The organism is Paraburkholderia ginsengisoli NBRC 100965, from assembly GCF_000739735.1.
Lineage (GTDB): Bacteria > Pseudomonadota > Gammaproteobacteria > Burkholderiales > Burkholderiaceae > Paraburkholderia > Paraburkholderia ginsengisoli.
In genome coordinates this window covers 1-26,611 of record NZ_BBJF01000019.1, presented here as the reverse complement: position 1 = coordinate 26,611, position 26,611 = coordinate 1, and the positions used below count along the sequence as shown (strand labels likewise).

Below are 26,611 nucleotides of genomic sequence, written 5' to 3'. Positions count from 1 at the left end.
ACGCCGCGAGCATCACCCCGGAAGCGGCACGTCCTCGATCAACTCCGCGCGCAGCGCGCGGATTCTGCGGTCGACGAAATACCCGCCGCCTTCGACATAGCGCAGATACAGTCGCGTGCACAACGAGCACTGCCACACAGCGCAGCGGTTGTACGGGAAGTAGCGCGGCGCGATCGGGGCGTCGGCCGAACAGTAGTTCGTCTTGCCCGGCAGATACTCGCTGAACGTCGGCTCGGGATCGTCTTCCGGCGTCAGCGTGCCGATGTCCTCGAATTGCGTTTCGTCGAGCGACAACGGCTGCGATTGCCAGCCGTCCAGCGGTGTCTTCGTGCACGCGCAAGGCGCGGTGGCGCGCGCTTGCGCAGCGCGCGCGAGGTCAAGCAGAGTCGCAGCGTTCAGGTATTGCGCCATGTGGATCACAGTCAGGTGTTCATCATCCGGTCCCGCTGGGGAGCGACCCATGCGCGGTCGAAACTACCGTCGGCGATCGACGCCAGCGCAGCCGCTTCTTTCGCCTGCTGCCGCCGCGCTCCTTCGATCACTGCGTCGACGTCGGCGGGTGCGATAGCGAGCATGCCGTCTTCGTCGCCGACAATGATATCGCCTGGATGCACGATCATGCCGCCAACCGTGACCGGCACGTTGATCTCGCCCGGTCCGTTCTTGTACGGCCCGCGATGCGTGACGCCGCGTGCGTACACCGGAAAATCGCGCTGGCGCAGCGCGCCGACGTCGCGAATCGCGCCGTCGATCACGAGGCCGCGCACGCCGAGACTTTCGGCGAAGGTCGCCATGATCTCGCCCATCAACGCCTGCGTGAGATCGCCCGCGCCGTCGATCACCAGCACATCGCCGGGCCGGCACAGTTCGAACGCGCGATGAATCGCGAGATTATCACCGGGTCGCGTGCGGATCGTGAGCGCGCTGCCCGCCAGCGGCTTCGGCCGGTGATACGGGAGCAAGCCGACCGCGCCGCTCGCGCGTGCCATGTTGTCGCTAAGCAGCGAGACCGCGAGTTCACGCAATGCGTCGAGTGTGGCCGATGCGGCCTGCGGCGCGCATTCGTATTCACGCCATCCGATTGGATTCATACCGTTGCCCCCTGGGTGCCCAATTGTCGATCGAGTTGTCGCGTGAGTCGCGCATAGACGCGGCGCGCGTTGTCTTCGTAGATGCGCTTCCGGTCCGCGTCGCTCAGCCATTCGATCGCGTCGATATAGCGGCGCGTATCGTCATAGTGGTGGCCCGTGCGCGGATCGATGCCTTGCACCGCGCCGATGGTCTCCGACGCGAACAGGATGTTCTCGACCGGAATGACCTTGGCGAGCAATTCGGCGCCCGGCTGGTGATAGACGCACGTGTCGAAGAACACGTTCTTTAGCAGATAGTCGTCGAGCAGCGGACGCTTCATGTCCTGCGCGAGTCCGCGATAACGTCCCCAGTGATAGGGCACTGCGCCGCCGCCGTGCGGAATGATGAAGCGCAGTGTGGGGAAGTCCGCGAACAGATCGCCCTGCAGCAACTGCATGAACGCCGACGTGTCGCCATTGATGTAATGCGCGCCGGTGGCATGGAAGTTCGGATTGCACGACGACGATACGTGAATCATTGCCGGGACATCGAGTTCCACCATCGCTTCATAGAGCGGATACCACGAGCGGTCCGTGAGCGGCAGGCCGCTCCAGTGACCGCCCGACGGATCGGGATTCAGATTGCAGCCGATGAAGCCGAGCTGTTCGACACAGCGCCGCAATTCGGCGATGCAGTTGGCGGGCGGGACGCCCGGCGATTGCGGCAACTGGCACACCCCCACGAAATTGCGCGGAAACAGTTCGCACACGCGGTGCACGAGGTCGTTGCATTCGCTCGACCAGGTTGCGTTCGCGTCGGCGTCGCCGAGATGATGGCCCATGCCGGCGGCGCGTGGCGAAAAGATCGTGAGATCGGTGCCGCGCTCGCGCTGGCTACGCAACTGGCCGTGTTCGATGCTCTCGCGGATCTCGTCGTCGCTGATCGCGGGACGGGGCGGCGGCATGGCGCCGTCCTTCAGCGCGGCGATCTGTTGTTCGCGCCAGGCTTCGTGCTGTCGCGGGGAAGTCGTGTAGTGACCGTGGCAATCGATGATCATGGTGTGCAGTACCTTTTGATGTCCCTGCAGGTCGACGTGTGGAAGTGTCGGCGACCCGGCTTTGCGCGCGCTGTGCGCAGTTTCAGATCGGTTATTAGGCTTACGGCGCGCCGTCGCCGGTGGCGAGCGAAGCGGCTTCGTCTTCGGCCGGCGTGACGCGCATCACCAGTGCGATGATCGTCGCAACGACCAGGAACGCGGCGATGGTCAGCAACGCGAGCTTGAAGTTGCCGGTCGCGTTGCGCACCAGCCCGATGCTCCATGGGCCGACCAGTCCGCCGAACTGCGCGATCGTGTTGATCAGCGCGATCGTTGCCGCGCCCGCCGCGCCGGTTCTGAATGACGACGCCAGACTCCAGAACAGCGGATTGCCCGCATAGATGAACAGGCCGGTCACGCACAGCAGCGCATACGCGATCACGGGGCTCGGCGCATACGCGCTGCCGGCGATGGCCAGCGCGCTCATCCCATAGACGAATGCGAGGTGTTTCTTGCGATCGCCCGTGCGGTCCGAACTGCGGCTGATCAGGAACGTGCCCAACACACCGAGCAGCGGCGGCGCGGCCGATAGAAAGCCGACTTCGATGTTGCTCAACTCGCCGAGACTCTTGACGATCTGCGGCAGCCACAGAAAGAGGCCGTAGATGCCGACCAGCGCGCAACCGAACAGACACGCGAGACTCCATACCCGAACGTCGCTCGCCACGCGCAGCAGCGGAAAATGCCGGCTGCCGCCGACCGCCTCGCGTTCGGCGGCGAGCGTCGTTTCGAGCCAGCGCTTTTCGTCGGCGGAGAGCCAGTTTGCGTCGGCCGGGCGCTCGGTCATGATGCGCAGCGTCAGCAGGCCCAGCAGCATCGCGGGGACGCCTTCGAGAATGAACATCCATTGCCAGCCTTGCAGACCGAGGATGCCGTCCGCGTAGGTCATCAATGCAGTCGAGATGGGGCCGCCCAGCACCGCCGAAAACGACCCGGCGATGATGTAGCCGCCCACTGCCCGTGCGCGGTAGCGCTCCGGAAACCATTTGGTCAGATAGACCGCGATACCCGGCAGAAAGCCCGCTTCCATCACGCCGAGCAGAAAACGCAGCACGTAGAAGCTCGTATCGTTGAAGACGAACGCGGTGGCCGCGGCCACCGCGCCCCACGTCAACAGAATGCGCGCAATCCAGATACGCGCGCCGACGCGGTGCAGCAGCAGATTGCTAGGTACTTCGAGCAGCATGTAGCCGACGAAGAAGATGCTGCCCGCGAACCCGAACACAGCGGGACTGAAGCCCAACTGCTTGTTCATGTCCAGCGCGGCGAAGCCGATATTGATCCGGTCGAGATAGTTGATAAACATCATCGCGAAGAGCAGGGGCATCAGCCGCCCGTACACTTTTCGCATCGTTGCCGTTTCATTGAATGCGGTCATGCTGTCTCCTGCCATGCAGCGACGACCGTAGCCGTCGTTGCGTTTTTGTCGTGTACGCATCCCAATGATAAGAACGCGCCGACGAGGAGTCCAAGACCGCTTGCTTATGCTTGTATAGATTTTTACTTATAGTGCAGCGACTTTCAGCGGTCTTTCAGCGGTGTCGGCAGGCACGCGAGAAAGGCCCGCAGGTGCGGGGACGCATCGTCGGTGCGGAAGGTGGCCGCGAGGGTCGAACGATACGACGAGCCCGGCCCCGTCAGATGACGGAACACGACGTCGGTGCGTCCGTGCCTCGCCACCGATTCGCCGATGAACGTCACGCCCAGGCCCGCGGCCACCAGCGCAATCGCCGTCTGAATTTCGTAAGCCTCATGCGCGACGAGCGGCGTGACTCCCGCATCGCGATAGAGCGACTGCACCGAGCGCTTGAACTGCGCGTTCTGATGCTTAGGATAAAGAATCAATGGTATGTCGGCGAGATCGGCAATACGCAGGGTCTTGCGCTCGGCCAGCGGATGGCCGGCTTCGAGCGCGACCATGACCCGCTCGCGTAGCAATGAGCAGGATGTGCAGCCTTCCACCGTCAGCGGTTGCCGGCCGATGCCGATGTGAATGCGCATGTCGCGCAGCGCGTCGGTCTGTTCCTCGGTGAGCATTTCGAAGAGCTTGAGTTCGACCTGCGGGAAGGCCTTATGAAAGGCCTTCAGCGCGGGCGGCAGCACGCTGTACATCGACGAGCGCGTGAAGCCGATGCTCAGCCACCCACGCCGGCCAATGCCGATTTCCTGGGCGGCAAGCGTCATCTGTTCCAGCGAACCGAGTAGCTGACGCGCCTCGGTGCACAAGTAGTGGCCGGCTTCGGTCAGCATCAGCGGACGTCTTGCCCGATCCACGAGTTGCGTGCCGAGCCGTTCTTCGAGCGAACGGATCTGCTGACTGAGCGCGGGCTGCGCGATGTGCAGCCGCTCGGCGGCGCGGCTGAAATTGAGTTCCTCCGCGAGAATCACGAAGCACTGTAAGGCCCTAAGGTTCATATCGGTGTTCCAGGTCTCCAGACAGCAATGTAAAAAGGGATGGCTCGCCGACGAGCGTGCAGGCGACATGCCTGCACGCCCACCGGCACGAAGCCGCGCGCAGCAGCGATAACCACGAGTGATCGCAGTATCGAAACAATTCATTGGTCAATTATCGCCGCGGTCCAGATAATGGCCGCACAAAGCTGAGCGCCGCGCCTCGTATGAGTCCGGTTGAAGGCATCAGTCCGCCCGCATCCCGAGACATATCGGGCACCGAGGCCATAAATCCGGAGGAGACAATGTTGCATCGACCCAAAGTCAGTCGGGCGATTCTCGCGATCATGTGCGCGATGTCGTTCATCATGTACCTCGATCGCGTCAACCTGTCGGCTGCGGCGGGGCTGATCCGCGACGACCTGCATCTGAGCAATACCAACGTCGGTCTCGTGTTCGCGGCGTTCGCCTATACATACACGATCTGTCAAGTGATCGGCGGCTGGGTCAGCGACCGCTTCGGCGCGAAGCTCACCTTGATCGTCTGCGCGAGTATCTGGATCGTCGCGACGGTCGCGACCGGCCTCGCGGGCGGTATCGTCTCGCTGTTCTGCGCGCGCATGCTGCTCGGCATCGGCGAAGGGGCGGCATTGCCGGCCCAGGCCCGAGCGTTGACCAACTGGTTTCCCTCCAGCAAGCGCGGCTTCGTGCAAGGGCTGACCCATTCGTTCTCACGGCTCGGCAATGCAATCACGCCGCCGTTCGTCGCGTTGCTGGTCGCGTATTCGTCGTGGCGCGCGTCGTTTCTCGTGGTCGGCGCGTTGACCTTCGTATGGGTCGTGGTCTACGCATGGTATTTCACCGACAATCCGCGCAAACATCGTCATATGACGGCGCAAGAGGAAGCCGAGCTGCCGCCGGCCGGCAAAGTGGTGGTCGAGAAGACGCGCGAGCCGACGCCGTGGCGGCGTCTCATCAAACGCATCGGGCCGACCATGCTCGTGTACTTCTGCTATGGCTGGACAGGCTGGCTCTTCTTCACCTGGCTGCCGACTTTCTTCATGCACGGCCGCGGTCTCGACCTGAAAAGCTCGGCGATGTTCTCGGCCGGCGTGTTTCTCTCCGGCGTAGTCGGCAACACGGCGGGCGGCGTGATCAGCGACCGCGTGTTGAAGCGCACCCGCAATGTCGTGACCGCGCGGCGCAACGTGATCATCGGGGCCTTTCTCGGCGCGCTGGTGTTCCTTGCGCCGGTGATGGTGGTGAAGTCGTTGCCGGTGATGGCGGCGTGCATGAGCCTGTCGTTCTTCTTCCTCGAAATGACGATCGGACCGATCTGGGCCGTGCCGATGGACATCACGCCAAAACACGTCGGCGTCGCCAGCGGTCTGGTGAATGCAGGCTCGGCGGTGGCGGGGATTTTCACGCCGATCGTGTTCGGCCTTGTGGTGGATCGCACGGGAAGCTGGACCTTGCCGTTCGCCGGCTCGCTCGGGCTGCTCGCAGTGGGGATCGTCGCGACCTTTTTCATGCGGCCGGATATTCCGCTCGACGCGGCGCTCGCCTCGGACGATCTCGCGAGTCGCGGCGAGCTTGAATTCGCCGGACGATCGGAACGCTGAAGCGCGATTCACCCCGCGCGAATCGAATCGATCACCAGTTGCGTGGCGGGCGTGATGCGCCGGTTCTTTCGCAGAATCAAACCGTAGGGCGCGAGCCGTCCGCGCAGCGGCGTGGCGACCGCCGCAATCGCGGCGAGCTCGACGTAATATTGCGCGACCGAACTAGGCAGCACCGCGAGCATGTCCGAGTCGCGCAGCAGCGACAGCGTGGTCAAAATCGACGACGTTTCCACCGTGCTGACCGGCGGCGCAACCCGCGATTCGCGAAAAGTCTGGTCGATCACTTGCCGCATCGGACTCGGATGCGGCTGGATGATCCACGGATAGCGCGCGAGCTCCGCCAGCTTAGGCCGCACGGTCGCCAGCGCGGCCGGATGATCGGGGCGCACGACGATCGACAGCGCCTCTTCCGACAAGGTCTCGAAGCTCAGATCGAGCGCCGGAAAGCCATCCGGAATCCGGCCGATCACGATATCGAGCTGGTCCTGCTGCAACGATTGCACGAGCACGTCGCTGGTGTCGATCGTGACCGCCATCTGCAGACGCGGATGCGCTTCCTTCAGCTTGACGATGGTGTGCGTCAGCAATTCCGGCGACGGCGCCATCACCGCGCCGATGCGCACCTTGCCGACATCGCCGGCCTCGATAGCTGCCAGTTCCTCACGCAACTCGTCGAGATCTTCGAACACCACGCGCGCATAGCGCATCACGGCCTCGCCGAACACGGTCGGCTCCATGCCGCGCGCGTGCCTCACGAACAGCGATACGCCGATCGTGTCTTCGAGTTCCTGCAACGCTTTGGTGGCCGCGGGCTGGGTCATCGCCATTTCGTCGGCGGCGCGGCGCAACGATTCCGTCTCCGAGAGCGCGACCATCAGTTGCAAATGGCGCAGACGCAGGCGTTTACGAATGGCGGAGGCGGGCGCGATCATGTGAGTGATAACTCCAGGGAATCAGCTGATTCGATTTATTCAATGGTCAGTTATTGGATAGTTTCGCACACTAGCGGCTATCGAACGACTCGCGCATCACACTGACAAGCCGGGTCGATGACAAAATCCAGGAGACGACACATGACGACGACCGCCAGCACGGCGCTCGACAGCGCGATTGCGAAAGCGCGCACGAGGCTGCTGCCCTTTCTGATCCTGATGTACGTGCTGGCCTTTATCGACCGCGCGAACGTCGGCTTCGCAAAGAACGTGCTGCAGGCCGACACCGGTTTGAGCGACGCGGCCTTTGCATTCGGCGCAGGGATCTTCTTCGTCGGCTACGCGGTCTTCGAGGTGCCGAGCAATCTGCTGATGTACCGCTTCGGCGCGCGTATCTGGATGAGCCGCATCATGGTCACGTGGGGCATCGTGTCCGCGTGCACCGCGCTGGTCCACGACGCGACGAGCTTCTACGTGCTGCGCACACTGCTCGGAATCGCCGAAGCGGGCTTTTTCCCCGGCATCATTCTGTTCCTGTCGAACTGGTTTCCCGCAAAGATCCGCTCGCAGACGATGGGCATGTTCTATTTCGGCTTTCCGCTCGCGCTGCTGCTCGGCAGTCCGGTCTCGGGTCTGTTACTCGACTCGGGCAATCCGTTCGGCCTGCTGCCGTGGCAATGGCTGTTCGTCGTCGAGGGGCTGGCGGCGTCGGTGGTGGGTGTCGTCGCGTACTTCTATCTGACCGACCGGCCCGCCAAAGCCGCGTGGCTCGATGCCTCACAACGTGAGGCTTTGGATCGCGCGCTGCGTGACGAAGACGAGCACAAGCTTGCGCATGGCCCCGCTTCGGTGCTTGCCGCGTTGCGCGACTCGCGCGTGTTGTTCTGCGCACTGATCTACTTCGCGGTGCAGATGAGCGTGTACGGCGTGGTGTTCTATCTGCCCACGCGCATCGCCGGACTCACCGGCGGCCACGTCGGCACGAAGGTTGGCCTGCTGACTGCGATTCCGTGGATCGCGGCGATCGTGGGCACCTTCTGCGTGACGCGCGTGGCCGACCGCCACGGCCATCATCGGACGTGGGCAGCGGCGATGCTCGCACTCGCGGCGCTCGGCATCGGCGCGTCTGCGCTCACCTCGTCGGTCACGCTCGCGCTCGCGGCGTTCTGCGTCGCCGGGATCGGTTTTGTTTCCGTGCAACCGCTGTTCTGGACGTTGCCGACCAGTTATCTCGGCGGCGCCGCAGCAGCGGGCGGCATCGCGCTGATCAATTCGATCGGCAATCTCGGCGGCTTCGTCGCACCCAATCTGAAAGGAATCGCCGAGCACGTTTTCGGCTCGCCGCAAGCCGGGATGCTGTCGCTGTCGGCGGTCGGTCTGGTCGGCGCGGCGTTGCTGCTCACGTTCCGGCGCGCTCCGCGCTCGTCCGCTTCGGTTTCTCCTCATCCTGTACCGCTCGGCGAACGGCCGGGCCATTAACTCTTCCGAACTCTTTCGAGGAATCATCGACATGAAAATCAAGCACATCCGCACGCGCGTCTTTGAATGGAAAGGCAAGGTCGTGCCGCCGCAAGCACATTTCTGCACGAACGCGGTGGACATTCTCTACGAACGCGGCGATGCGATGGGCTCGTTCCGTTTCCACGGCTGGCTGGTGGTGGAAATCGAATGCGACGACGGCACGGTGGGCATTGGCAATTGCGCGCTCGCGCCGCGCATCGCCAAGCAGATCATCGACGAGTACCTCGCGCCGATCGCGATCGGCGAGGATCCGTTCGACAACGAGTACATCTGGCAGAAGATGTATCGCCGCACGCTTGCATGGGGCCGCAAAGGCATCGGCATGGCGGCGATCTCGGCGGTCGATATCGCGCTGTGGGACATCATGGGCAAGGCGGTGAAGAAGCCGGTGTTCAAATTGCTCGGCGGCCGCACCAAGGAAAAGATCTGGTGCTACGCGTCGAAGCTTTATAACAACGACGACCGCGACGCATTTCTCGGCGAGGCGCAAGGCTACCTCGAAGACGGTTTCACCGCGATGAAGATGCGCTTCGGCTACGGGCCGAAGGACGGCCCGAAGGGCATGGCGAAAAATATCGAACAGGTGCGGCTGTTGCGCGAGCTGGTCGGCGACGAGGTCGATATCATGCTCGAATGCTACATGGGCTGGACGCTCGAATACGCGCGCCGGATGCTGCCGCGTCTGGCCGAATTCAATCCGCGCTGGATCGAGGAGCCGGTGATCGGCGATGACGTCGAGGGTTATCAGGAACTGAAGAAGATGAACATCATGCCGGTGTCGGGCGGTGAGCACGAGTTCACCAGCTATGGTTTCAAGGACCTGCTCGAACGCCGCGCGCTCGACGTGATCCAGTACGACACGAACCGCGTGGGCGGCATCACGGCGGCGCGCAAGATCAATGCGATGGCCGAAGCGTGGTCGGTGCCGGTGATTCCGCACGCGGGGCAGATGCACAACTATCACCTGACGATGGCGAGCACCGCGAGCCCGATGTCCGAATTCTTTCCGGTGTTCGACGTGGAAGTCGGCAACGAGCTGTTCTACTACATCTTCGAAGGCGAGCCGCGTCCGGAGAAAGGCTTCCTGCAACTTTCCGACGACACGCCAGGCCTCGGCATCACGTTGAGCGACAAGTATCTCGCCGATTTCAATATCGTCGAGTAACACGCGTCGTCATTCGGGCTGCCGTATCTTCCGAATTCGCATTGCCTGACAACAGAGACAGGAACAGGATAGCAACATGAAACCACGCATTGCAGTGCTGCTCGGCGATCCTGCCGGCATCGGTCCCGAACTGATCGCGCGTTTGCTCGCGCAGGCCGCGAACCGTGCGCGCGCCGACTTGCTGATCATCGGCGACCGGCGTGAGCTGGACGCCGGCATGCAGATCGCGGATCAGCGCTTCGACTACGAAGTCGTCGAGAGCGCGGACGCCGCGTTCCGGCACGCGGGCGTGCCTGCGCTGATCGACTTCCGCCTGCCTGACGAGCAGCCTTACGAACGCGCGGTGTCCACCGAGCGCGGCGGCCGCTACAGCCTGGAAGCATTCAGGCAGGCGCTCGCGCTCACGCAGCGCAACGTCACGCAAGGGATGCTGTTCGCGCCGGTCAACAAGACCTCGCTGCACATGGCCGGCATGGAAACCGGCGACGAGATGGAATGGTTCGCGCGGCAACTCGGCTACACGGGCAGCTTCTGCGAGTTCAACGTGCTCGACGAACTGTGGACGTCGCGCGTCACGTCGCATATCGCGTTGAAGGACGTCAGCGAGAAACTGTCGGAGCAGCGTATCGTCGGCGCGGTGCAGTTGATTCACGACGGCCTGAAGCGTGCCGGCAATCCGGCGCCGCGCATCGCGGTGTGCGGTTTCAATCCGCACAACGGCGACAACGGCGCGTTCGGACGCGAGGAGATCGACGTGATCGCGCCGGCGGTCGAAGCGGCGCGCAAGCTCGGCTACGACGCGCAAGGCCCGTTCCCCGCCGATACGATCTTCGTGCGGGCGCGCGACCAGAAAGCGTTCGACGGCGTGGTCACGATGTATCACGATCAAGGGCAGATCGCGATGAAGCTGATGGGTTTCTGGCGCGGCGTCACCGTGCACGGCGGCTTGCCGATTCCGATTGCGACGCCCGCGCACGGCACGGCGTTCGATATTCATGGCCAGGGCAAGGCCGATGTCGGCGCGACGCAGAAGGCCTTCGACATCGTGACGCGAATGGCGATGGACCGCGTGGGGTGAGCGCTTTATCGCCTATGATGGGATGAGCCGTCAATCCGTCGAGGAACTCCTATGCAATTGACTGACTTCGATACGCTGACCTTCGACTGCTACGGCACGTTGATCAACTGGGAGACCGGCATCTTCGACGGCTTGCGGCCGCTAATCGAACGCGCCGGGCCGCAACTCACGCCCGATCAGGTGCTCGAAGCGCATGCGCGGCACGAGTCGTCGCAGCAGAGGTACACGCCGCATCTGCGGTATCAGGAACTGTTGGCCATCGTCTATAAGCGGCTCGCGGAAGAATGGCGAGTGCCGGCCACGCTCGCGGATTGCATCGCGTATGGCAAGTCGATCCGCAACTGGCCGGCGTTCGACGACTCCGCAGCCGCGTTGCAATACCTGAAGCAGTACTACAAGCTCGTCATTCTGTCGAACGTCGACAACGAGAGCTTCACTCACAGCAACGCAAAACTGCAGGTCGAATTCGACGCGATCATCACGGCCGAAGATGTCGGCTCATACAAACCGTCGCCGCGCAATTTCGAGTACATGCTGGAAAAACTCGGCGAGCGGGGCGTGGCTAAAGCAAAGATTTTGCACACCGCCGAGAGCCTGTTTCACGATCACAAGCCGGCGAACGATTTCAGTCTGGCGTCGTGCTGGATTCATCGCCGGCATGCGAAGCAGGGCTTCGGCGCGACGATGGACCCCGGCTCGCAGCCCAGGTTCGACTTTCGCTTCAACAGCATGGCCGAATTCGTGCAGGCGCATCAGGACGCGTTGCGGCAGAAACTCTGACTAGCGCCTCCGGGGTCCGGTCGATGCCCGCACCACCAGTTGCGGCGGTGGCGCGAGCACCATCGATGGTTGCTGCTCCGGTGCCTGGATCAGACGGATCAAACTCTCTATCGACAACTCCGCGACCGCCGCCGTCTGGATCGCGACGGTCGTGAGCGCAGGGTGCACCTGATGCGCGAGCTGGATGTCGGTGATGCCGATCACCGACACGTCGTCCGGCACCGCGCGGCCGAGCGTGATCAACGCCTGCGCCGCGCCGATCGCGAGCAGGTCATTAGTCGCGAAGATCGCGCTCACTTGCGGTCGGTTCGACATCAACTGCATGCAGGCGGCGTAGCCGGCGTCGATCGAGTCGCGAATCTGCAGCACCGCGGCGACATCCGCTTCGATGCCGGCCGCGCGCATCGCCGCGCGAAAGCCGTTCGAGCGCGCATCCTGCAAACCGCCGCAACCGTCGCCGATCAACAGACCGATCTCACGGTGGCCGAGTTCGAGCAAATGCCGCGCGGCGAGCTCGCCCGCCAGCGCGAAGTCCACGGCGATACACGGCAGCGCGGGCGGCGACTCGGGATGCTCCCACATCGCCAGCAGAATCGGCGCGCTGTGCGTGGCCGACGCGCACAGATCGTTGATCGCGATGTCGGTGTTCATCACGAGCACACCGTCGGCCAGCGTGCCCGCGATCTGGTTCAAATACGCGCGCCCGATCTCGGCATCATCGTCAGTATTGCAAACCATCAGGAAGTAGCCGGTCTTGCGCGCGGCGCGCTCGGCGGCCAGCACGAACTCCGGATAGAACGGGTTCGAGATGTTCCCCAGCATCAGCGCGAGCGTCGACGAGCGGCCCTCGGCCAACGCGCGCGCATTCAGGTTGGGCCGGTAGCCGAGATCGGCGATCGCCTTCAGCACGCGCTCGGCCGTTTCCGGACGAACCTTGTCGCGATTGCGCAGCACATTGGAGACGGTGGCGGCGGTAACGTGCGCGCGCTTCGCCACTTCGGACAGCGTGACCATGGACAGTTATCCCATATTTAGGGAATGCGATTCAAATGTTGCAGGCAGCCGGCGAGATTGATAAGTTTCTGAAAAACCCAAGGAGACACCCGCCATGACTTTTCCTCTCGAACTCGAATTTAAGCGATTAAATGCTGACTGCACAAGGGTCGGCCGTTTATTTTTCGTGAAAATTTAAGCGGTTAAATCCGACGGAGGCAGCATGGCGAGTATTCGTTTGACGGACGTGCAGAAGTCATACGGCGATCATCCGCCGGTGATCCGGCGCGTCAACCTGGACATCGCGCAGCACGAGTTCTGTGTGTTTCTGGGCCCTTCGGGTTGCGGCAAGTCGACCCTGCTGCGAATGATCGCCGGGCTCGAAGACCTGAGCGAAGGTGAGCTGCATATTGGCGGACGTCTCGTGAACGACGTGCCTTCCGCGCAGCGCGGCGTCGCGATGGTGTTCCAGAGTTATGCGCTGTTCCCGCACATGACCGTGTTCGACAACATGGCGTTCGGCCTGAAGCTCGCGAAGCAACCCAAGGACGTGATCGACCGCAAGGTGCGTGAAGCCGCGCGCATTCTGCAGCTGGAGAGCTTGCTGGAGCGCTATCCGAAAGCGCTGTCGGGCGGGCAGCGGCAGCGCGTCGCGATTGGCCGGGCCATCGTGCGCGAGCCGGGCGTGTTCCTGTTCGACGAGCCGCTGTCGAATCTGGACGCCGCGTTGCGCGGCCAGACGCGTGTCGAAATCGCGCGTCTGCATCAGCGCTTTGCGAACGCGAGCGTGGTCTACGTGACTCACGATCAGGTCGAAGCGATGACGCTCGCCGACCGCATCGTGTTGCTACACGCAGGTGCGGATGCCGAGCGTTACGGCAGCATCGCGCAAACCGGTGCGCCGCTCGAGCTGTATCACCATCCGAAGTCGCGCTTCGTGGCGGGTTTCATCGGCTCGCCGCGAATGAACTTCATCGACGCGACCGTCGATTCGATCGCGCCGGGCAGCGTAACGGTGTCGCTGGCAAAGAGCGGCGAGAAGCTGATCGCTCACGTGGACGGCGAGCGCCTGCAGCGCGGCCAGCAGGTCACGCTCGGCGTGCGTCCGGAACATTTGCGGCTCGACGGCGACGAGCAGTTCATTCAGTGCACGACGGTGCTGTCGGAACGCCTCGGCGAGCACAGCTACATTCACGCGGACCATGCAACCGGCACGCTGATCGCGAAGGCGGCCGGAGACGCGCTGATCGGCTCCGGTGAGTCCATCCGCATTCACGTGCCGCCGTCCGCGTGTCATCTGTTCGACGCGGAAGGCATCGCGTTGCGGCGTAGCACGTTCGAGCCCGAGCGCATCGCGGCCTGAAGATGGATAGTCAGGATGCCAAAACAGGATGAAGCCGCCGGTTTCATCAAACCGAATTCCGCCACAGAGCGGGTTACTTCGCTGACAGCCGTCCGCTGTCAGTCAACAAGGTAGTCAAGGAGACACAAGATGATTGCTCTTCGCCTTCGCCGTCTTGCCCAGATGTCGATTGCAGCCGCTGTGGTCGTCGGCACGCTCGGCAGCGTCACGGCCGACGCCGCCACGCTCAACGTCAACGTTTCGGCGCGCGGAAATCAACGCTCGACGTGGCAGGACGCGTTCGACAAGTTCAAGAAAGCTAATCCCGACGTCGACCTCAAGGTGACCTACATCACCGAGGAAGCGTACAAGGTGCAAATGGGCGGCTGGCTCGCCACCGATCCGCCGGATGTGGTGTCGTGGCACGACGGCGAACGGATGGCCTATTACGCGCAACGCGGGCTGCTCGAAGACCTGTCGTCGGACTGGAGCAAGAACGGCTGGTCGCAACAGTACGCGTCGGTCAAGGAAGCGTCGACGTATAAGGGCAAGCAGTACGCGGCGCCGCTCGGCTATGACGCGTACGGCTTCTTCTATCGCAAGGATCTGTTCGAGAAGGCCGGCATCAAGAGCGAGCCGAAAACCTGGGACGAGTTTCTCGAAGCGAACAGGAAGCTGAAGGCGATCGGCGTCGCGCCGATCGCGGTCGCCGCTCGCGATAGCTGGACGCTCGCCGCGTGGTTCGATTACCTGAATCTGCGCATCAACGGCAACGAGTTCCATCAGAAGCTGATGGCTGGCGAAATTCCGTACACCGATCCGCGCGTGAAGAAGGTCTACACGACGTGGAAGACGCTGATCGACGATCACTACTTCATCGACAACGCGCTCTCGTACGATCTCGATTCAATCGCGCCGTTCCTCGCGAGCGGCAAGGCGTCGATGATGCTGATGGGCACGTTCTTCTCGGCGGGCCTGCCGCCGTCGATCAAGCCGCAGATCGGCTTCTTCCGCTTCCCGGTGATCGATGCCAATGTGCCGATGGCAGAAGACGGCCCGGTGAACGTGCTGCTGATTCCGGCGAAGGCGAAGAACAAGGCCGACGCGCGCAAGCTGCTCGCTTTCATGGAACAGCCGCAGATCAATGCCGAACTCGCGAAGGGCTGGGGACAGCTGCCGTCGAACAGCCAGGCGGCCGAGCCTGAGGACGCGATCTCGAAGGTCGGCTTCCAGACGCTCGCGAACACGAAGGGCGGCATCGCGCAGTTCTACGACCGCGACATGCAGAAGGAAATGGCCGACGAAGGCATGAAGGCCATGCAGCAGTTCTACAGCGATCCGTCGCAACTCGACGCCGTGCTCGCCCGCCTCGAAGCGACGCGCAAGCGCATCTACCAGAAGTAAGTCCCGCAGCGCCGGCGGCGTAGCAGACGCCGGCGCTCGCCTTCGATTCCCGACGAGGCTCGATCCATGTCTCAATCCGCAGCGAGCCGCTTACCCGCGGCCCGGCGCCGTCACGTCTCGACGACGCGCCGTCATCAGCACCGCGCGGCATTTTTCTTTCTGTTGCCGGGTTGCGTGCTGTTTTGCCTGTGCGTGGTCTACCCGATTATCAGCAGCATCTCGCTCAGTTTCTACAACTGGGACGGCATGACGCCGAAGACCTTCGTGGGTCTCGGCAATTACGTCGAACTGTTCCAGTCGGACACGTTTTATACGGCGCTGAAGAACAACCTGATCTGGCTCGCGCTGTTCCTGCTCGCTCCGCCGCTCGGTCTGATGTTCGCGTTGTATCTGAACCAGCACGTGCGCGGCATGCGTGTCGTGAAGTCGCTGTTCTTCGCGCCGTTCGTGTTGTCGGGCGTGGTGGTGGGCCTCGTGTTCAGCTGGTTTTACGACCCTGGCTTCGGCTTGCTGCGGTTGATCGTCGGTCACGGCATTCCGGTGCTCGGCGATCCGCACACGGTGACGTTCGGCATCATCTTCGCCGCGCTGTGGCCGCAAACGCCGTTCTGCATGGTGCTGTATCTCACCGGGCTCACGGGCATCAATCCGGAAGTGGTCGAGGCGGCACGCATGGAAGGCGCGAAAGGTCTGCGTCTGCTGTGGCACGTGATCCTGCCGCAATTGCGGCCCGCCACGTTCATGGCCGTCGTGCTGACCGTGATCGGCGCGTTGCGCAGCTTCGATCTGATCGCGGTGATGAGCGGCGGCGGTCCGTTCGACAGCTCGACCGTGCTCGCTTACTACATGTACGACCAGGCCATTAAATATTATCGCGAAGGCTATTCGGCGGCGATCGCCGTCGTGCTGTTCGCGATCATGCTGGTCTACATCGTGTTCCATCTGCGCCGCATGCTGCGTGAAGAACGCTGATTCGTCGTCTGCCTTTTTTGCCGCCTGCTTATTGCCGCTTGCCAGGAGTTACGTGTCATGTATCCGCTTCCCGTCGAACGCTGGAAACCCGTCAATCGCGCGCTCTATAAAGCGTCGTTGCCGCTGGCCTTGCTGATCTGGCTGTTGCCGATGCTCGCCGTGCTCGTCACGTCGATCCGCTCATCGGAAGAGCTTTCGCTGGGCGATTACTGGACCTGGCCGAAGCACTTCGCGCTACTCGAAAACTACGGCGCCGCGCTCACGCAGACGCCGATGCTGCATTACTTCGCCAACAGCGTGTTGATCACGGTGCCGTCGGTGCTCGGCGCGATCGTGCTGGCGTCGATGGCCGGCTTCGCGTTGGCCACGTACCGTTTTCCCGGCAACACGGCGGTGCTGTTCGCGTTCGTCGCCGGCAACTTCGTGCCGATCCAGATTCTGATGATTCCGGTGCGCGACATGGCGCTGAAATTCGGCCTCTTCAATACCGTGTGGGCGCTGGTGATTTTCCACGTGTCGTTCCAGACCGGCTTTTGCACGCTGTTTCTGCGCAACTTCATCAAGCAGTTGCCGTTCGAGATGATCGAAGCGGCGCGCGTGGAGGGCGCGAGCGAATGGACCGTCTATCTGCGCATCGTGCTGCCGCTGATTCGCCCGGCGCTCGCCGCGCTCGGCATTCTCGTGTTCACGTTCGTGTGGAACGACTACTTCTGGGCGCTGTGCCTCACGCAAGGCGACGAGGCCGCGCCGATCACCGTGGGCGTCGCCGCGCTCAAGGGGCAATGGACGACCGCATGGAACCTGGTCGCGGCGGGCTCGGTGCTGGCCGCGTTGCCTTCCGTGCTGATGTTCTTCGCGATGCAAAGGCACTTCGTCGCCGGCCTGACCTTCGGCGCAAGCAAAGGCTGAGCACACGCTTGACGTCAATTCTTCTACTCGTCAACTCATAACGAGACTTCTCTCATGCAACTTGGTGTCTGTTATTACCCGGAACAATGGCCGCGCGCGATGTGGGCCGACGATGCAAAGCGTATGGTCGAACTCGGCATCACGCACGTGCGGATCGCCGAATTCGCGTGGAGCCGCATGGAGCCGCGCGCGGGCGTATTCGAATGGCAATGGCTCGACGAAGCCGTCGAAACGCTCGCGGCTGCCGGCCTGAAACTCGTGCTCGGCACGCCGACCGCGTCGCCGCCGAAGTGGTTGATCGACGCGCATCCGGACGTGTTGCCGGTGCGCGTCGACGGCACCCGCTGGAACTTCGGCTCGCGCCGTCACTACGACATTTCGAGCGAGACGTACCGGCGCGAATGCGTGCGCATCGTCGCCGCGATGGCGCAGCGTTACGGACGGCATCCGTCGATCGTCGCGTGGCAAACCGATAACGAACTCGGCTGTCACGAGACCGTGCCGAGCTATTCGCCCGCTGCGCTCACACGCTTCCAGGCGTGGCTGCAACAGCGCTACGAAACCGTCGCGATGCTTAACGACGTGTGGGGCAACGTGTTCTGGAGCATGGAGTACCCGTCGTTCGACGCGATCGGCCTGCCGAATCTCACACCGACCGACGCGAACCCGATCCATCTGCTCGACTTCCGCCGTTTCATGTCCGACGAAGTGGCGAGCTTCCATCGCGAGCAGATCGAGGTGCTGCGCGAGCATGCACCGACGGCGGATCTGCTGCACAACTTCATGGGCTTCTTCACGACCTTCGACCACTACCGTTTCGCCGACGACAACGCGCTCGACGTCGCCGCATGGGACAGCTATCCGATCGCGCGCACCGAGTCGATCGCGCTACCGGAAGAGCAGAAGGCGCGCTTTGCCCGCACCGCGCATCCCGACGTGTCCGCGTTCGACCACGACCGCTATCGCGCGATCGGCAAGGGACGCTTCTGGGTGATGGAACAGCAGGCCGGCCCGGTGAACTGGGCGCCGTGGAATCCGGTGCCCGCGAAGGGCATGGTCAGGCTGTGGGCCTACGAGGCGTTCGCGCACGGCGCGGAGTTGGTGTCGTATTTCCGCTGGCGTCAGTGTCCGTATGCGCAGGAGCAGATGCACTCGGGCCTCAATCTGCCGAACAACGAGCTGTCGCCGGGCGGCCTCGAAGTGCGCCAGGCGGCGCGCGAGATTGCGGAGTCCAGCGCGTTGTCGAGTTTGGGTGCGCCGTCGCGCGCGGCCGTCGCGATCGTGTTCGACTACGAAACGCAATGGATGTTCGAGATTCAGCGTCACGGCAAGACCTTCGACTATCAGACGCTGGTGTTCGACTACTACGAAGCGCTGCGCGAACTCGGGCTCGACGTGGATATCGTGTCCAGCCGCGCGGACCTGTCGGCGTATCGCCTCGTGGTTGTGCCGAGCCTCGCCGTGATCGACGACGCGCTGGTCGCGCAGATCGAACGCAGTGGCGCGCAATGGGTGTTCGGCCCGCGTAGCGGCTCGAAGACGGACGCGTTCGCAATTCCCGGCAAGCTGCCGCCGGGCGCGTTGCAACGCGTGCTGCCGATGCAGGTGCTCGAAGTCGAATCGCTGCGGCCGACGCTCACGCCCGCGCTGTCGCTCGACGGCACGCAGGGCAGCGCCGTGTACTGGCGCGAGCATGTGCGGGCCAACGCAGACACGCGGGTCGCCGCGCAATTCGACGACACGTGGCCGGCGCTTCTCACGCGCGGCAAGGTTCGCTACGTGGCGGGCTGGCTGTCTCATGCACTGCATCGCACGGTGTTGCAGCAGGCCGCACGCGACGCGGGCATCGATACGCAACTGCTGGCAGACGGGCTGCGCATTCGCCGGCGCAGCGGACTGACCTTCGCGTTCAATTTCGGTGACCAGCCGGTGAACGCGCCGGCGCCGTCCCACGCGACATTCGTGCTCGGCGAGCCGCGCCTGAACACTGGCGACGTCTGCGTATGGAAAGACGCCTGAGAAGGCCGACCGTAGGAACCGGATGAGTGGGCAGAGGGTGCAGTCGAAGAAGCAGCAAACCGGAGGTTGAAACACAGGCGCATCAAACCGGACCAGGCGGCCTTTCAAAAGAGCCGCCATTCAATAGATGGAGGATGACGAATGAACCGAAGAGAAATGCTGGGATGGCTGGCGTCGGCCGCTGCGGCGGGCATGGGCGCGACGGTGGGCATGCCCGCCGTCGCGGGCGAACGCGAGTCGTCGGCGCACGGCGGCGGCCGTTTTGCGATGGGCGCGGACGTGTCGACGCTGCTCGAACTGGAAGCGAACGGCGCGAAGTTCTACGAGCATGGCGAGCGGCTCGACTGTCTGCGGATTCTGAAGGATCACGGCGTCGACTCGATTCGTATCAAGGTCTGGAATGATCCTGGCAATCCGAACTATTTCCCGGCCAACCAGAGTCCCGCAGCAGGCTACAACAATGCCGAACACGTGCGCGTGCTGGCGCGCCGCGCCACCGCGCTCGGCCTGCGCGTGCTGATCGACTTCCACTACAGCGACTGGTGGGCCGATCCGGGCAAGCAGTATCCGCCGCACGAGTGGGAAGGCAAGGACATCGCGCAGACCTGTGCGCTGCTGTCGGCGTACACGTCGGATGTGCTGAGGATGCTCAAGCACGACGGCGTGCATCCGGAGTGGGTGCAGATCGGCAATGAGATCACCGGCGGCATGCTGTGGCCGCTCGGCAAGTACGATCAGTTGGACAACCTCGCGCTGCTGTTGAAGGCGGGGCACGACGCGGTCAAATCCGTCGACCCGCGCACCAAGGTCATGCTGCATATCGACAGCGGCGGCAACAACGCGACGAGCCGCTGGTGGTTCGACAGCGCGACGCAGCGCGGCGTGACGTTCGACGTGATCGGGCTGTCCTACTACCCGCAATGGCAAGGTTCGCTGAGCGATTTGCAGAACAACGCGAACGATCTGGCGACGCGCTACGGCAAGGACGTGATGGTGGTCGAGACCGCGTATCCGTGGACGACCAGCGACGGTGATTCCGAACCCAACTCGATGACCAATGTCGGCACGTCGACCTTTCCGCAGACGCCGGCGGGCCAGGCGCAGTTTCTCGGCGCGGTCACGGACATCGTCAAGGCGATCCCGGACGGTCACGGCAAGGGCGTGTTCTGGTGGGAGCCCGAATGGATTCCGACGCCGAACGTCGGCTGGGAAAACGGCGCGGGCGATCAGTGGGACAACAACACGTTGTTCGATTTTCACGGCAACGCGTTGCCGTCGCTGGATGCGTTTCGCCGGCGCTAGCGTGTGTGTGTGCCGGCGGCGCAAGCGCCGCGTAACGCAGGCATCACTGCGCGGGTGCCTGCCCCTTCTTCTTCAGACAGTCCGACGTGATCGCCATGCTCGCCTGATCGGGCGTCATGCGCGGCGCGTCCGGGCTGAAAATCTTCTCGATGATCGCGTCGACCGCCTCGCGGTCGGCCGGGTCCTTGTAGTACCTGGCCGCCTGCTCGAGCGCCTGGGCCCGGGTTTTCCTGTGCGCGCGCCACGACACGACCTGGCCGGCGATATCGCCGAGTGCAAAACATTGATCGCTGACGGTCTGTGCAACGGCCTGGGCGGCCGGTTGCGCGAGACACACCGCCAGCAGCGCGGATACGACTACGCGTTTCATTACCGGAATCCTGACTTGAGATGAGCGGCGCGGCGGCGATGGCGTCGGCCATCGCGGCGGCCGCGCGGGTGAGCAACGGCGTAGTTTATCGGGAAGTGACGCGCCTCGCTTTTTTGCCGGCTCGCTCAGCGTCTCGTCCGTGTTCCGCGGCAACAAAAAAGCCGCCCCTGCGGGGGCGGCTTCGGGAGAGACCTGCGGACCATCCGGCGCGCCCGTCACCGGGCGCCACACGCGGCGCGTTCGCTCAATGCCCGAACGATTCCGCCTTCGAGGTCGGCGCCGTCGCCACATGCGGCCGCGCCGCCTGCTTGATCAGCAGGGCCACGCACGACAGCAGACCCGCCACCGCAACGGTCGCGAAGATGCCGCCGAACGTGAAGTGACGGCGCGTCAGTTCGGCCACGAGGAACGAACCCGCGATCCCGCCGAAGCGGCCCACGCCGAGCATCCACGCGACGCCCGTGCCGCGGCCTTCGGTCGGATAGAACGCGGCGGCGAGCGCCGGCATCGACGATTGCGCGGTATTCATCAGCACGCCCGCGACGAACACGATGAACACGAGCGCGCCCACGTTGCCCGCCGCCTGGCCGATGAAATACACGCTCACGGCAGTCAGCGCATAGCAGGCAGCGATGATCCGGTTCGCGTTGAAGCGGTCCATCAGCACGCCGCAGACCACCGCGCCGACGCCGCCGAGCGGGAACAGCGCGGAGATCAGCGTCGCGCGTTGCGGCGTGAGTCCGGCATCCTTCAGCAGGATCGGCATCCAGTTGATCGACGCGTAGAAGATCACGAGGCCCATGAAGTAGGCAACCCACAGCATCACCGAGCCGATGATGTACGAGCGCGACAACACCACGCCCAGGCCCTTGCTGCCCGTTTGCGGCGCCGTTTCGGTCATCGTGAAGGCGCTGGCTTGAACGGCGTCGCCGGAAATGCGCGAGAGCGCCGCGCGAATCCGTTCGACCGGCCGATTGTTCGCCACCATGTAGCGCACCGACTCCGGCATTTTGGTCAGCAGCAGAATCATCAGCAGCAGCGGCGTGATGCCGCCGAGCAGCAGCACGCTGCGCCAGCCGAAATGCGGGATCATCCACGCGGCGAGGAAACCGCCGAACGCGGCGCCCAGCGGAAAACCGCAGAACATCAGATTGATCACCGTCGCGCGGCGGCGGTCCGGGCAGTATTCGCCCATCATCGTGACGGCGTTCGGCATCGCCGCGCCGAGGCCGACGCCCGTGATGAAGCGCAGCGCGGTCAATTGTTCGATGCTGTTCGAGAACGCCGAGGCGAGGCACGCGACGCCGAACAGCAGCACCGAGCCGAGCAGCATCACGCGCCGGCCGAGTCGGTCGGACAGCGGGCCCGAGCCGAGCGCGCCGCACGCGAGGCCGAACAGCGCAGCGCTCAGCACCGGCGCGAGCGCCGGCTTGGAGATGCCCCATTCAGCGATCAGCGAAGGCGCGATGAAGCCGATCGCGGCCGTGTCGAAACCGTCCAGCAGGACGATGACGAAGCACATGAAAAAAACCAGCCACTGGAACGGCGAGAAGGGATGTTCGTTGATGAAGGTTTGAACGTTCACAGCGGTGCTGCGGCTCATGATGGTCTCCTGATTGCAAAAGGCGCTTTGCAACGCGCTTGCTTTTCTTACGATCGTACGCCGATTGTCAGCGCTGCACGATGCCCGCGTTCGCCGCAAACCAGGTTGCCCGCGACGACGGCGATGCACCGTGCCGGGTGTATCTTGCCGCCGATGCGTGCGAATGCCTTGACGTTTTGAACGCAGACACGCCTGAACGCCGGAGCGTACCGGGACAGCCTGGCCTGACGACCGTGCGCCGGGCTCTCTGCTTATGCGTGTGATGCGTATGACGTGGTGTCGCGCAGGCCGGGGCGGGCGCGAGGCCCGCGTGACTGCCAGAAACCCCCCCCGGCTGCCAATCTCCCTTCGCGGCGAATTTGTTCGTATATAGAACTGTGATTCTTTATCCGAACATGGAACTGTAAGTAATCCGCTAGTGGCGGGTCAACGCGGGATTACCCGACGCTGGTCCGCCGGCGGAGCAGCAGACTCACGCGGCGGCGAGCTTTGCCGCGATTGCCTGACCGACCTCGGTCGTGTTCGCCTTGCCGCCGAGGTCACCCGTATGCGGACCTTCGAGCAGCGTCGCTTCGATCGCCGCGAGCATCGCGTCGTGCGCTGCGCGTTCCTTGCCGGTCGAGTTGCCGAGGAAGTCGAGCATCATCGCCGCCGACCAGATCATTGCGATCGGATTGGCGATGTTCTTGCCGGCGATATCGGGCGCCGAGCCGTGCACCGGTTCGAACAGCGACGGAAACTTGCGGTCCGGGTTCAGGTTGCCCGACGGCGCGAGGCCGATCGTGCCGGTGCAAGCCGGACCGAGATCGGACAGAATGTCGCCGAACAGGTTGGTCGCCACCACCACGTCGAAGCGATCCGGGTTCAGCACGAAGCGCGCGCACAGTATGTCGATGTGCTGCTTGTCCCACTTCACGTCCGGGTACTGCGCCGCGATGCCGGCCGCGCATTTGTCCCACCACGGCATGCTGATCGCGATGCCGTTGCTCTTGGTGGCGACCGTGATCTGCTTGCGTTCGCGGCGCTGCGCGAGATCGAACGCGAACTTCAGCACGCGTTCGCTGCCGTGCCGCGTGAACACCGATTCCTGCAGCACGAACTCGCGCTCGGTGCCTTCGAACATCACGCCGCCCACCGACGAATATTCGCCTTCGGTGTTCTCGCGCACGATCCAGAAATCGATGTCGCCGGCTTTGCGGCCCGCGAGCGGGGACGGCACGCCGGCAAAGAGGCGCGCCGGTCGCAGGTTGATGTACTGATCGAACTCGCGCCGAAATTTCAGCAGCGACCCCCACAACGAGATGTGATCGGGCACGGTGTCGGGCCAGCCGACCGCGCCGAACAGAATCGCATCGGCCGATTGCAACTGCGTCTTCCAGTCGTCCGGCATCATCTTGCCGTGCTTCGCGTAGTACTCGCAGCTTGCCCATTCGATGTGCTGGTACTCGATCTCGATGCCGAAGCGCTGCTGCACCACGTCCAGCGCGCGAATGGCTTCGGGCATGACTTCGACGCCGATGCCGTCGCCGGGTATGACGGCAATCCGATATTTGTTCGACATGCTGTGCTTCTCCTTTGGGGCTCTGGATCAGAGCTTTCGATGATTCAACGGCGCTTATTCTATTCCTGTCGTTTGCATCTGAAAGGGGGCGCCTGGTCGAGCCACCGTGCAGGACTCGTGTGCTACTCACGTATCGGCACACAGCGAGTCACGCACGCCGTCCCGCTAGCCGATCCCGCTGCGTTACGCGTGGTTTGCGAAGTCGCCTGGAGCGCCGCGCCCGCGCTAACGCGCCGCGTTCAGCTTGCGCCATAGCGTCGTCTTGCTGATGCCGAGCGCGTCGCAGGCCGCGTCGCGGTCGCCATCGTGGGCCGCGAGTGCGGCGCGAATCTGATCGGCTTCCACATGACGGCTGCGCTCGCGCAGCGTGAGCGCGGCGGACTTCGTCGGCCGCGCGTGGGCGTCGACGATTTCAGGCGCGACAGTGCGCAGCATTTCGCGGGTGACGACGGCGGTGTTGTCGCTAACAGATTGCTGCGCACCGTTGCTCGTCTCCACATCCACGCCGATGTCCGCATCCGCGAGTTCGACCGCGATCCGTTCGATCACGTTCTGCAACTCACGCACGTTGCCCGGCCACGCATAACGCTTCAGCGACCCGCCGAGACCGGCAAGCACACGCTCTGCCGTTGCGGCGTCCGGCACGCGTGCCGCAAGCCTCGGTTCGCGCGCGGCGGCCTGGCGCAGCAATTCGGCGGCGAGCGGCAGCAGATCGTTGGGTCGCTCGCGCAGCGGCGGCAACGCGATGCTCAGAATGTTCAGCCGATAGTAGAGATCGGCGCGAAAGCTGCCGGACGCGACGCCTTCGGTCAGCGCGCGATGCGTCGCCGCGACGACGCGGATATCGACGCGTGTCGGCTCCGTCGATCCCAGCCGCACTACCTCGCGTTCCTGCAGCACGCGCAGCAGGCGGCTTTGCAACGACAGCGGCATTTCGCCGATCTCATCGAGAAACAGCGTGCCGCGATGCGCGACTTCGATCAGCCCCGCCTTGCCGCCCTTGCGGGCGCCGGTGAACGCGCCTTCCTCGTAGCCGAACAGCTCGCTCTCCAGCAACGCCTCGGGAAACGCGCCGCAATTGATCGCGACGAACGCGAAGTCGCGCCGCGCGCTCAACTGATGCATGCTCTGCGCGACCATCTCCTTGCCGGTGCCGCTTTCGCCGAGAATCAGCACCGTCGCGTCCGACTTCGCGTAGCGCCGCACGAGCGCGCGCACCCGCTCGATCGATTCCGATGCGCCGACGATATCGTCGAGCCGGTAACGCGCGGTGAACTGCTGCACGCGTTGCCGCGCGCGCAATGTTCGATCGAGCCGCTCGACCGCGCGCGATTCCTGAAACGTCAGTACGGTGCCCGCCGCCGCGCTGTTGCTGGCCAGCGGGCCGCGATGCACGACATAGCTCGCACCGCGCAGCGTGCAGAAGTTGTCGCCGTCCGCGTCGGGCAGACTGCCCGCGAGATCGGGTGCGAGGTCGAGCAATGCGCGGCCCACGGCTTTCGCCGCGTCGATGCCGAGCACGCTGGCGAGGCGCTGATTCATCACTTCGACGTGGCCTTGCGCATCGAGCGCGACGACGCCGTCGCGCAGATGTTGCAGCAGATTGTCGAGCCGTTGACGGCGCACGGTTTCGCGGCGCGTGGCTTGCGCGACTTCGAGCGCAGTGTCGAAGCCCGCACGCACCGACGCGCGCGAATAGAGGAACACCGCCCCCATCCCGGCGTTCGCGGCGAGATCGGTGACGAGGCCGGGGCCGACCACCACGTCGATGCCGCGATCGCTCAGGTCGAGCACGACGCTCTCCGCGTCCTGCACGGACTGATACGACGCGAACGTGACGTCGAGCGCGTAGGCCGCCGTGAAGCGCCGCACTTCGTCGGGCGTGTCGCCGTGCGTGACGAGCGCGACGCGCGCGCCGTCGCGCCGCGCGCGGGCGAGCGCGTGCATCACGTCGAAGCCGGTCGGGTTGATTCGCACGACCGGCACCGACACGCGCGTTTTCAGATACGCGCCGTTCGAGCCGCCCGCGATCACCACATCGGGACGACCCGCGCCCGCGCTCTCGATCTCGCGCACCGCGTCCTCGAAACCGTGCGAGACGATGCGCAGGTCCGCGCGTTCGACGTATTCGCCGGCGATGTCGAAAAACAGATCGCGCAGGCGGCTGATGCTGAGCGCCCAGATGCGCGGACGCGGCGATGGTTCGAACAGAGGTGTGCTCACGGCGGGAGGCTCTCGCGGCGGGTGGGTGAAGTCCGCCTATTATGCGCGCACCGATTCCCGAACTGAAATGCCGATTTCATTTGTGAAATGAGCCGGTGGCGGCGCGCGGCGAGTGTTTTCCGTGAAATCAGGCACTTAGGTGGCGGCATCGCGGCTGGCCCGTTCTTTGCGTTTAACGAGGCCAGTCAAAAACCCCACCATGCCTCAGGAGACAACCGATGAGCGAAGCAGACAACAGCACGCCGAACACGGGCGCA

The 26,611-nt window shown here is 63.8% G+C and carries 22 protein-coding genes; 11 read left to right on the top strand and 11 right to left on the bottom strand.

Annotated elements, in window-relative coordinates; genetic code table 11:
• Nucleotides 1-12: 12 nt before the first annotated feature.
• The 5 genes from BGI01S_RS23615 to BGI01S_RS23595 all read right to left on the bottom strand — a co-directional run bounded on the left by BGI01S_RS23615 (nt 13) and on the right by BGI01S_RS23595 (nt 4,582).
• Entirely contained in the window at nt 13-411 is a 399-nt protein-coding gene (locus BGI01S_RS23615) for a hypothetical protein (RefSeq protein ID WP_042328512.1), read from the bottom strand.
• 11 nt (nt 412-422) lie between these two features.
• Entirely contained in the window at nt 423-1,091 is a 669-nt protein-coding gene (locus BGI01S_RS23610; protein WP_042328511.1) for an RraA family protein, read from the bottom strand.
• Nucleotides 1,088-2,128, bottom strand: coding sequence for an amidohydrolase family protein (locus BGI01S_RS23605; RefSeq protein WP_042328510.1), 1,041 nt, complete (start codon nt 2,126-2,128; stop codon nt 1,088-1,090). The genes BGI01S_RS23610 and BGI01S_RS23605 overlap by 4 nt, the downstream gene beginning before the upstream one ends.
• Before the next feature lie 100 nt (nt 2,129-2,228).
• Nucleotides 2,229-3,545: an MFS transporter gene (locus tag BGI01S_RS23600; RefSeq protein ID WP_042328509.1), complete on the bottom strand. Its 1,317-nt coding sequence runs from the start codon at nt 3,543-3,545 to the stop codon at nt 2,229-2,231.
• 143 nt (nt 3,546-3,688) lie between these two features.
• Entirely contained in the window at nt 3,689-4,582 is an 894-nt protein-coding gene (locus tag BGI01S_RS23595) for a LysR family transcriptional regulator (protein ID WP_042328508.1), read from the bottom strand.
• Between the two features lie 281 nt (nt 4,583-4,863).
• On the opposite strand from BGI01S_RS23595, the gene BGI01S_RS23590 reads away from it, so the two are divergent.
• Complete coding sequence (locus BGI01S_RS23590) at nt 4,864-6,180, top strand: MFS transporter (protein WP_042328507.1); 1,317 nt, start codon at nt 4,864-4,866, stop codon at nt 6,178-6,180.
• Nucleotides 6,181-6,188: 8 nt separating this feature from the next.
• Here BGI01S_RS23590 and BGI01S_RS23585 read toward each other — a convergent pair whose 3' ends face one another.
• The gene (locus tag BGI01S_RS23585) at nt 6,189-7,112 is read right to left on the bottom strand and encodes a LysR family transcriptional regulator (RefSeq protein WP_042328506.1); all 924 of its coding nucleotides are present in this window, start codon (nt 7,110-7,112) and stop codon (nt 6,189-6,191) included.
• Between the two features lie 141 nt (nt 7,113-7,253).
• On the opposite strand from BGI01S_RS23585, the gene BGI01S_RS23580 reads away from it, so the two are divergent.
• The 4 genes from BGI01S_RS23580 to BGI01S_RS23565 all read left to right on the top strand — a co-directional run bounded on the left by BGI01S_RS23580 (nt 7,254) and on the right by BGI01S_RS23565 (nt 11,656).
• Nucleotides 7,254-8,591, top strand: a complete 1,338-nt coding sequence (locus BGI01S_RS23580) for an MFS transporter (protein ID WP_042328505.1) — start codon at nt 7,254-7,256, stop codon at nt 8,589-8,591.
• A gap of 31 nt (nt 8,592-8,622) precedes the next feature.
• On the top strand, nt 8,623-9,798 hold the full coding sequence (locus BGI01S_RS23575; RefSeq protein WP_042328504.1) for an L-rhamnonate dehydratase: 1,176 nt from the start codon (nt 8,623-8,625) through the stop codon (nt 9,796-9,798).
• A gap of 76 nt (nt 9,799-9,874) precedes the next feature.
• Nucleotides 9,875-10,876, top strand: a complete 1,002-nt coding sequence (locus tag BGI01S_RS23570) for a 4-hydroxythreonine-4-phosphate dehydrogenase PdxA (protein ID WP_042328503.1) — start codon at nt 9,875-9,877, stop codon at nt 10,874-10,876.
• A gap of 51 nt (nt 10,877-10,927) precedes the next feature.
• Nucleotides 10,928-11,656 carry a haloacid dehalogenase type II gene (locus BGI01S_RS23565; RefSeq protein WP_042328502.1) on the top strand — a complete coding sequence of 243 codons (729 nt, stop codon included), beginning with the start codon at nt 10,928-10,930 and terminating at the stop codon, nt 11,654-11,656.
• Here the strand turns inward: BGI01S_RS23565 and BGI01S_RS23560 are convergent, their stop codons facing one another.
• Nucleotides 11,657-12,670: a LacI family DNA-binding transcriptional regulator gene (locus BGI01S_RS23560; RefSeq protein ID WP_042328501.1), complete on the bottom strand. Its 1,014-nt coding sequence runs from the start codon at nt 12,668-12,670 to the stop codon at nt 11,657-11,659.
• Nucleotides 12,671-12,872: 202 nt separating this feature from the next.
• Between BGI01S_RS23560 and BGI01S_RS23555 the strand changes: the two genes are divergently transcribed.
• From BGI01S_RS23555 to BGI01S_RS23530, 6 genes are all read left to right on the top strand, one after another.
• On the top strand, nt 12,873-14,012 hold the full coding sequence (locus tag BGI01S_RS23555; protein WP_042328500.1) for an ABC transporter ATP-binding protein: 1,140 nt from the start codon (nt 12,873-12,875) through the stop codon (nt 14,010-14,012).
• Between the two features lie 162 nt (nt 14,013-14,174).
• Complete coding sequence (locus BGI01S_RS23550) at nt 14,175-15,395, top strand: ABC transporter substrate-binding protein (RefSeq protein WP_232624470.1); 1,221 nt, start codon at nt 14,175-14,177, stop codon at nt 15,393-15,395.
• A 66-nt stretch (nt 15,396-15,461) separates the two neighbouring features.
• Nucleotides 15,462-16,367, top strand: a complete 906-nt coding sequence (locus BGI01S_RS23545) for a carbohydrate ABC transporter permease (protein WP_042328497.1) — start codon at nt 15,462-15,464, stop codon at nt 16,365-16,367.
• Nucleotides 16,368-16,424: 57 nt separating this feature from the next.
• Nucleotides 16,425-17,276: a carbohydrate ABC transporter permease gene (locus tag BGI01S_RS23540; RefSeq protein WP_042328496.1), complete on the top strand. Its 852-nt coding sequence runs from the start codon at nt 16,425-16,427 to the stop codon at nt 17,274-17,276.
• 54 nt (nt 17,277-17,330) lie between these two features.
• Complete coding sequence (locus BGI01S_RS23535; protein WP_042328495.1) at nt 17,331-19,295, top strand: beta-galactosidase; 1,965 nt, start codon at nt 17,331-17,333, stop codon at nt 19,293-19,295.
• Nucleotides 19,296-19,436: 141 nt separating this feature from the next.
• Nucleotides 19,437-20,597 carry a glycoside hydrolase family 53 protein gene (locus BGI01S_RS23530; protein ID WP_042328494.1) on the top strand — a complete coding sequence of 387 codons (1,161 nt, stop codon included), beginning with the start codon at nt 19,437-19,439 and terminating at the stop codon, nt 20,595-20,597.
• A 43-nt stretch (nt 20,598-20,640) separates the two neighbouring features.
• Here BGI01S_RS23530 and BGI01S_RS23525 read toward each other — a convergent pair whose 3' ends face one another.
• The 4 genes from BGI01S_RS23525 to prpR all read right to left on the bottom strand — a co-directional run bounded on the left by BGI01S_RS23525 (nt 20,641) and on the right by prpR (nt 26,354).
• Nucleotides 20,641-20,967: a hypothetical protein gene (locus BGI01S_RS23525; protein ID WP_042328493.1), complete on the bottom strand. Its 327-nt coding sequence runs from the start codon at nt 20,965-20,967 to the stop codon at nt 20,641-20,643.
• 244 nt (nt 20,968-21,211) lie between these two features.
• Nucleotides 21,212-22,570: an MFS transporter gene (locus BGI01S_RS23520; RefSeq protein WP_042328492.1), complete on the bottom strand. Its 1,359-nt coding sequence runs from the start codon at nt 22,568-22,570 to the stop codon at nt 21,212-21,214.
• 472 nt (nt 22,571-23,042) lie between these two features.
• Nucleotides 23,043-24,131: a tartrate dehydrogenase gene (locus tag BGI01S_RS23515; protein ID WP_042328491.1), complete on the bottom strand. Its 1,089-nt coding sequence runs from the start codon at nt 24,129-24,131 to the stop codon at nt 23,043-23,045.
• Nucleotides 24,132-24,356: 225 nt separating this feature from the next.
• The gene (prpR, locus tag BGI01S_RS23510) at nt 24,357-26,354 is read right to left on the bottom strand and encodes a propionate catabolism operon regulatory protein PrpR (RefSeq protein WP_042328490.1); all 1,998 of its coding nucleotides are present in this window, start codon (nt 26,352-26,354) and stop codon (nt 24,357-24,359) included.
• Nucleotides 26,355-26,611: the final 257 nt, after the last annotated feature.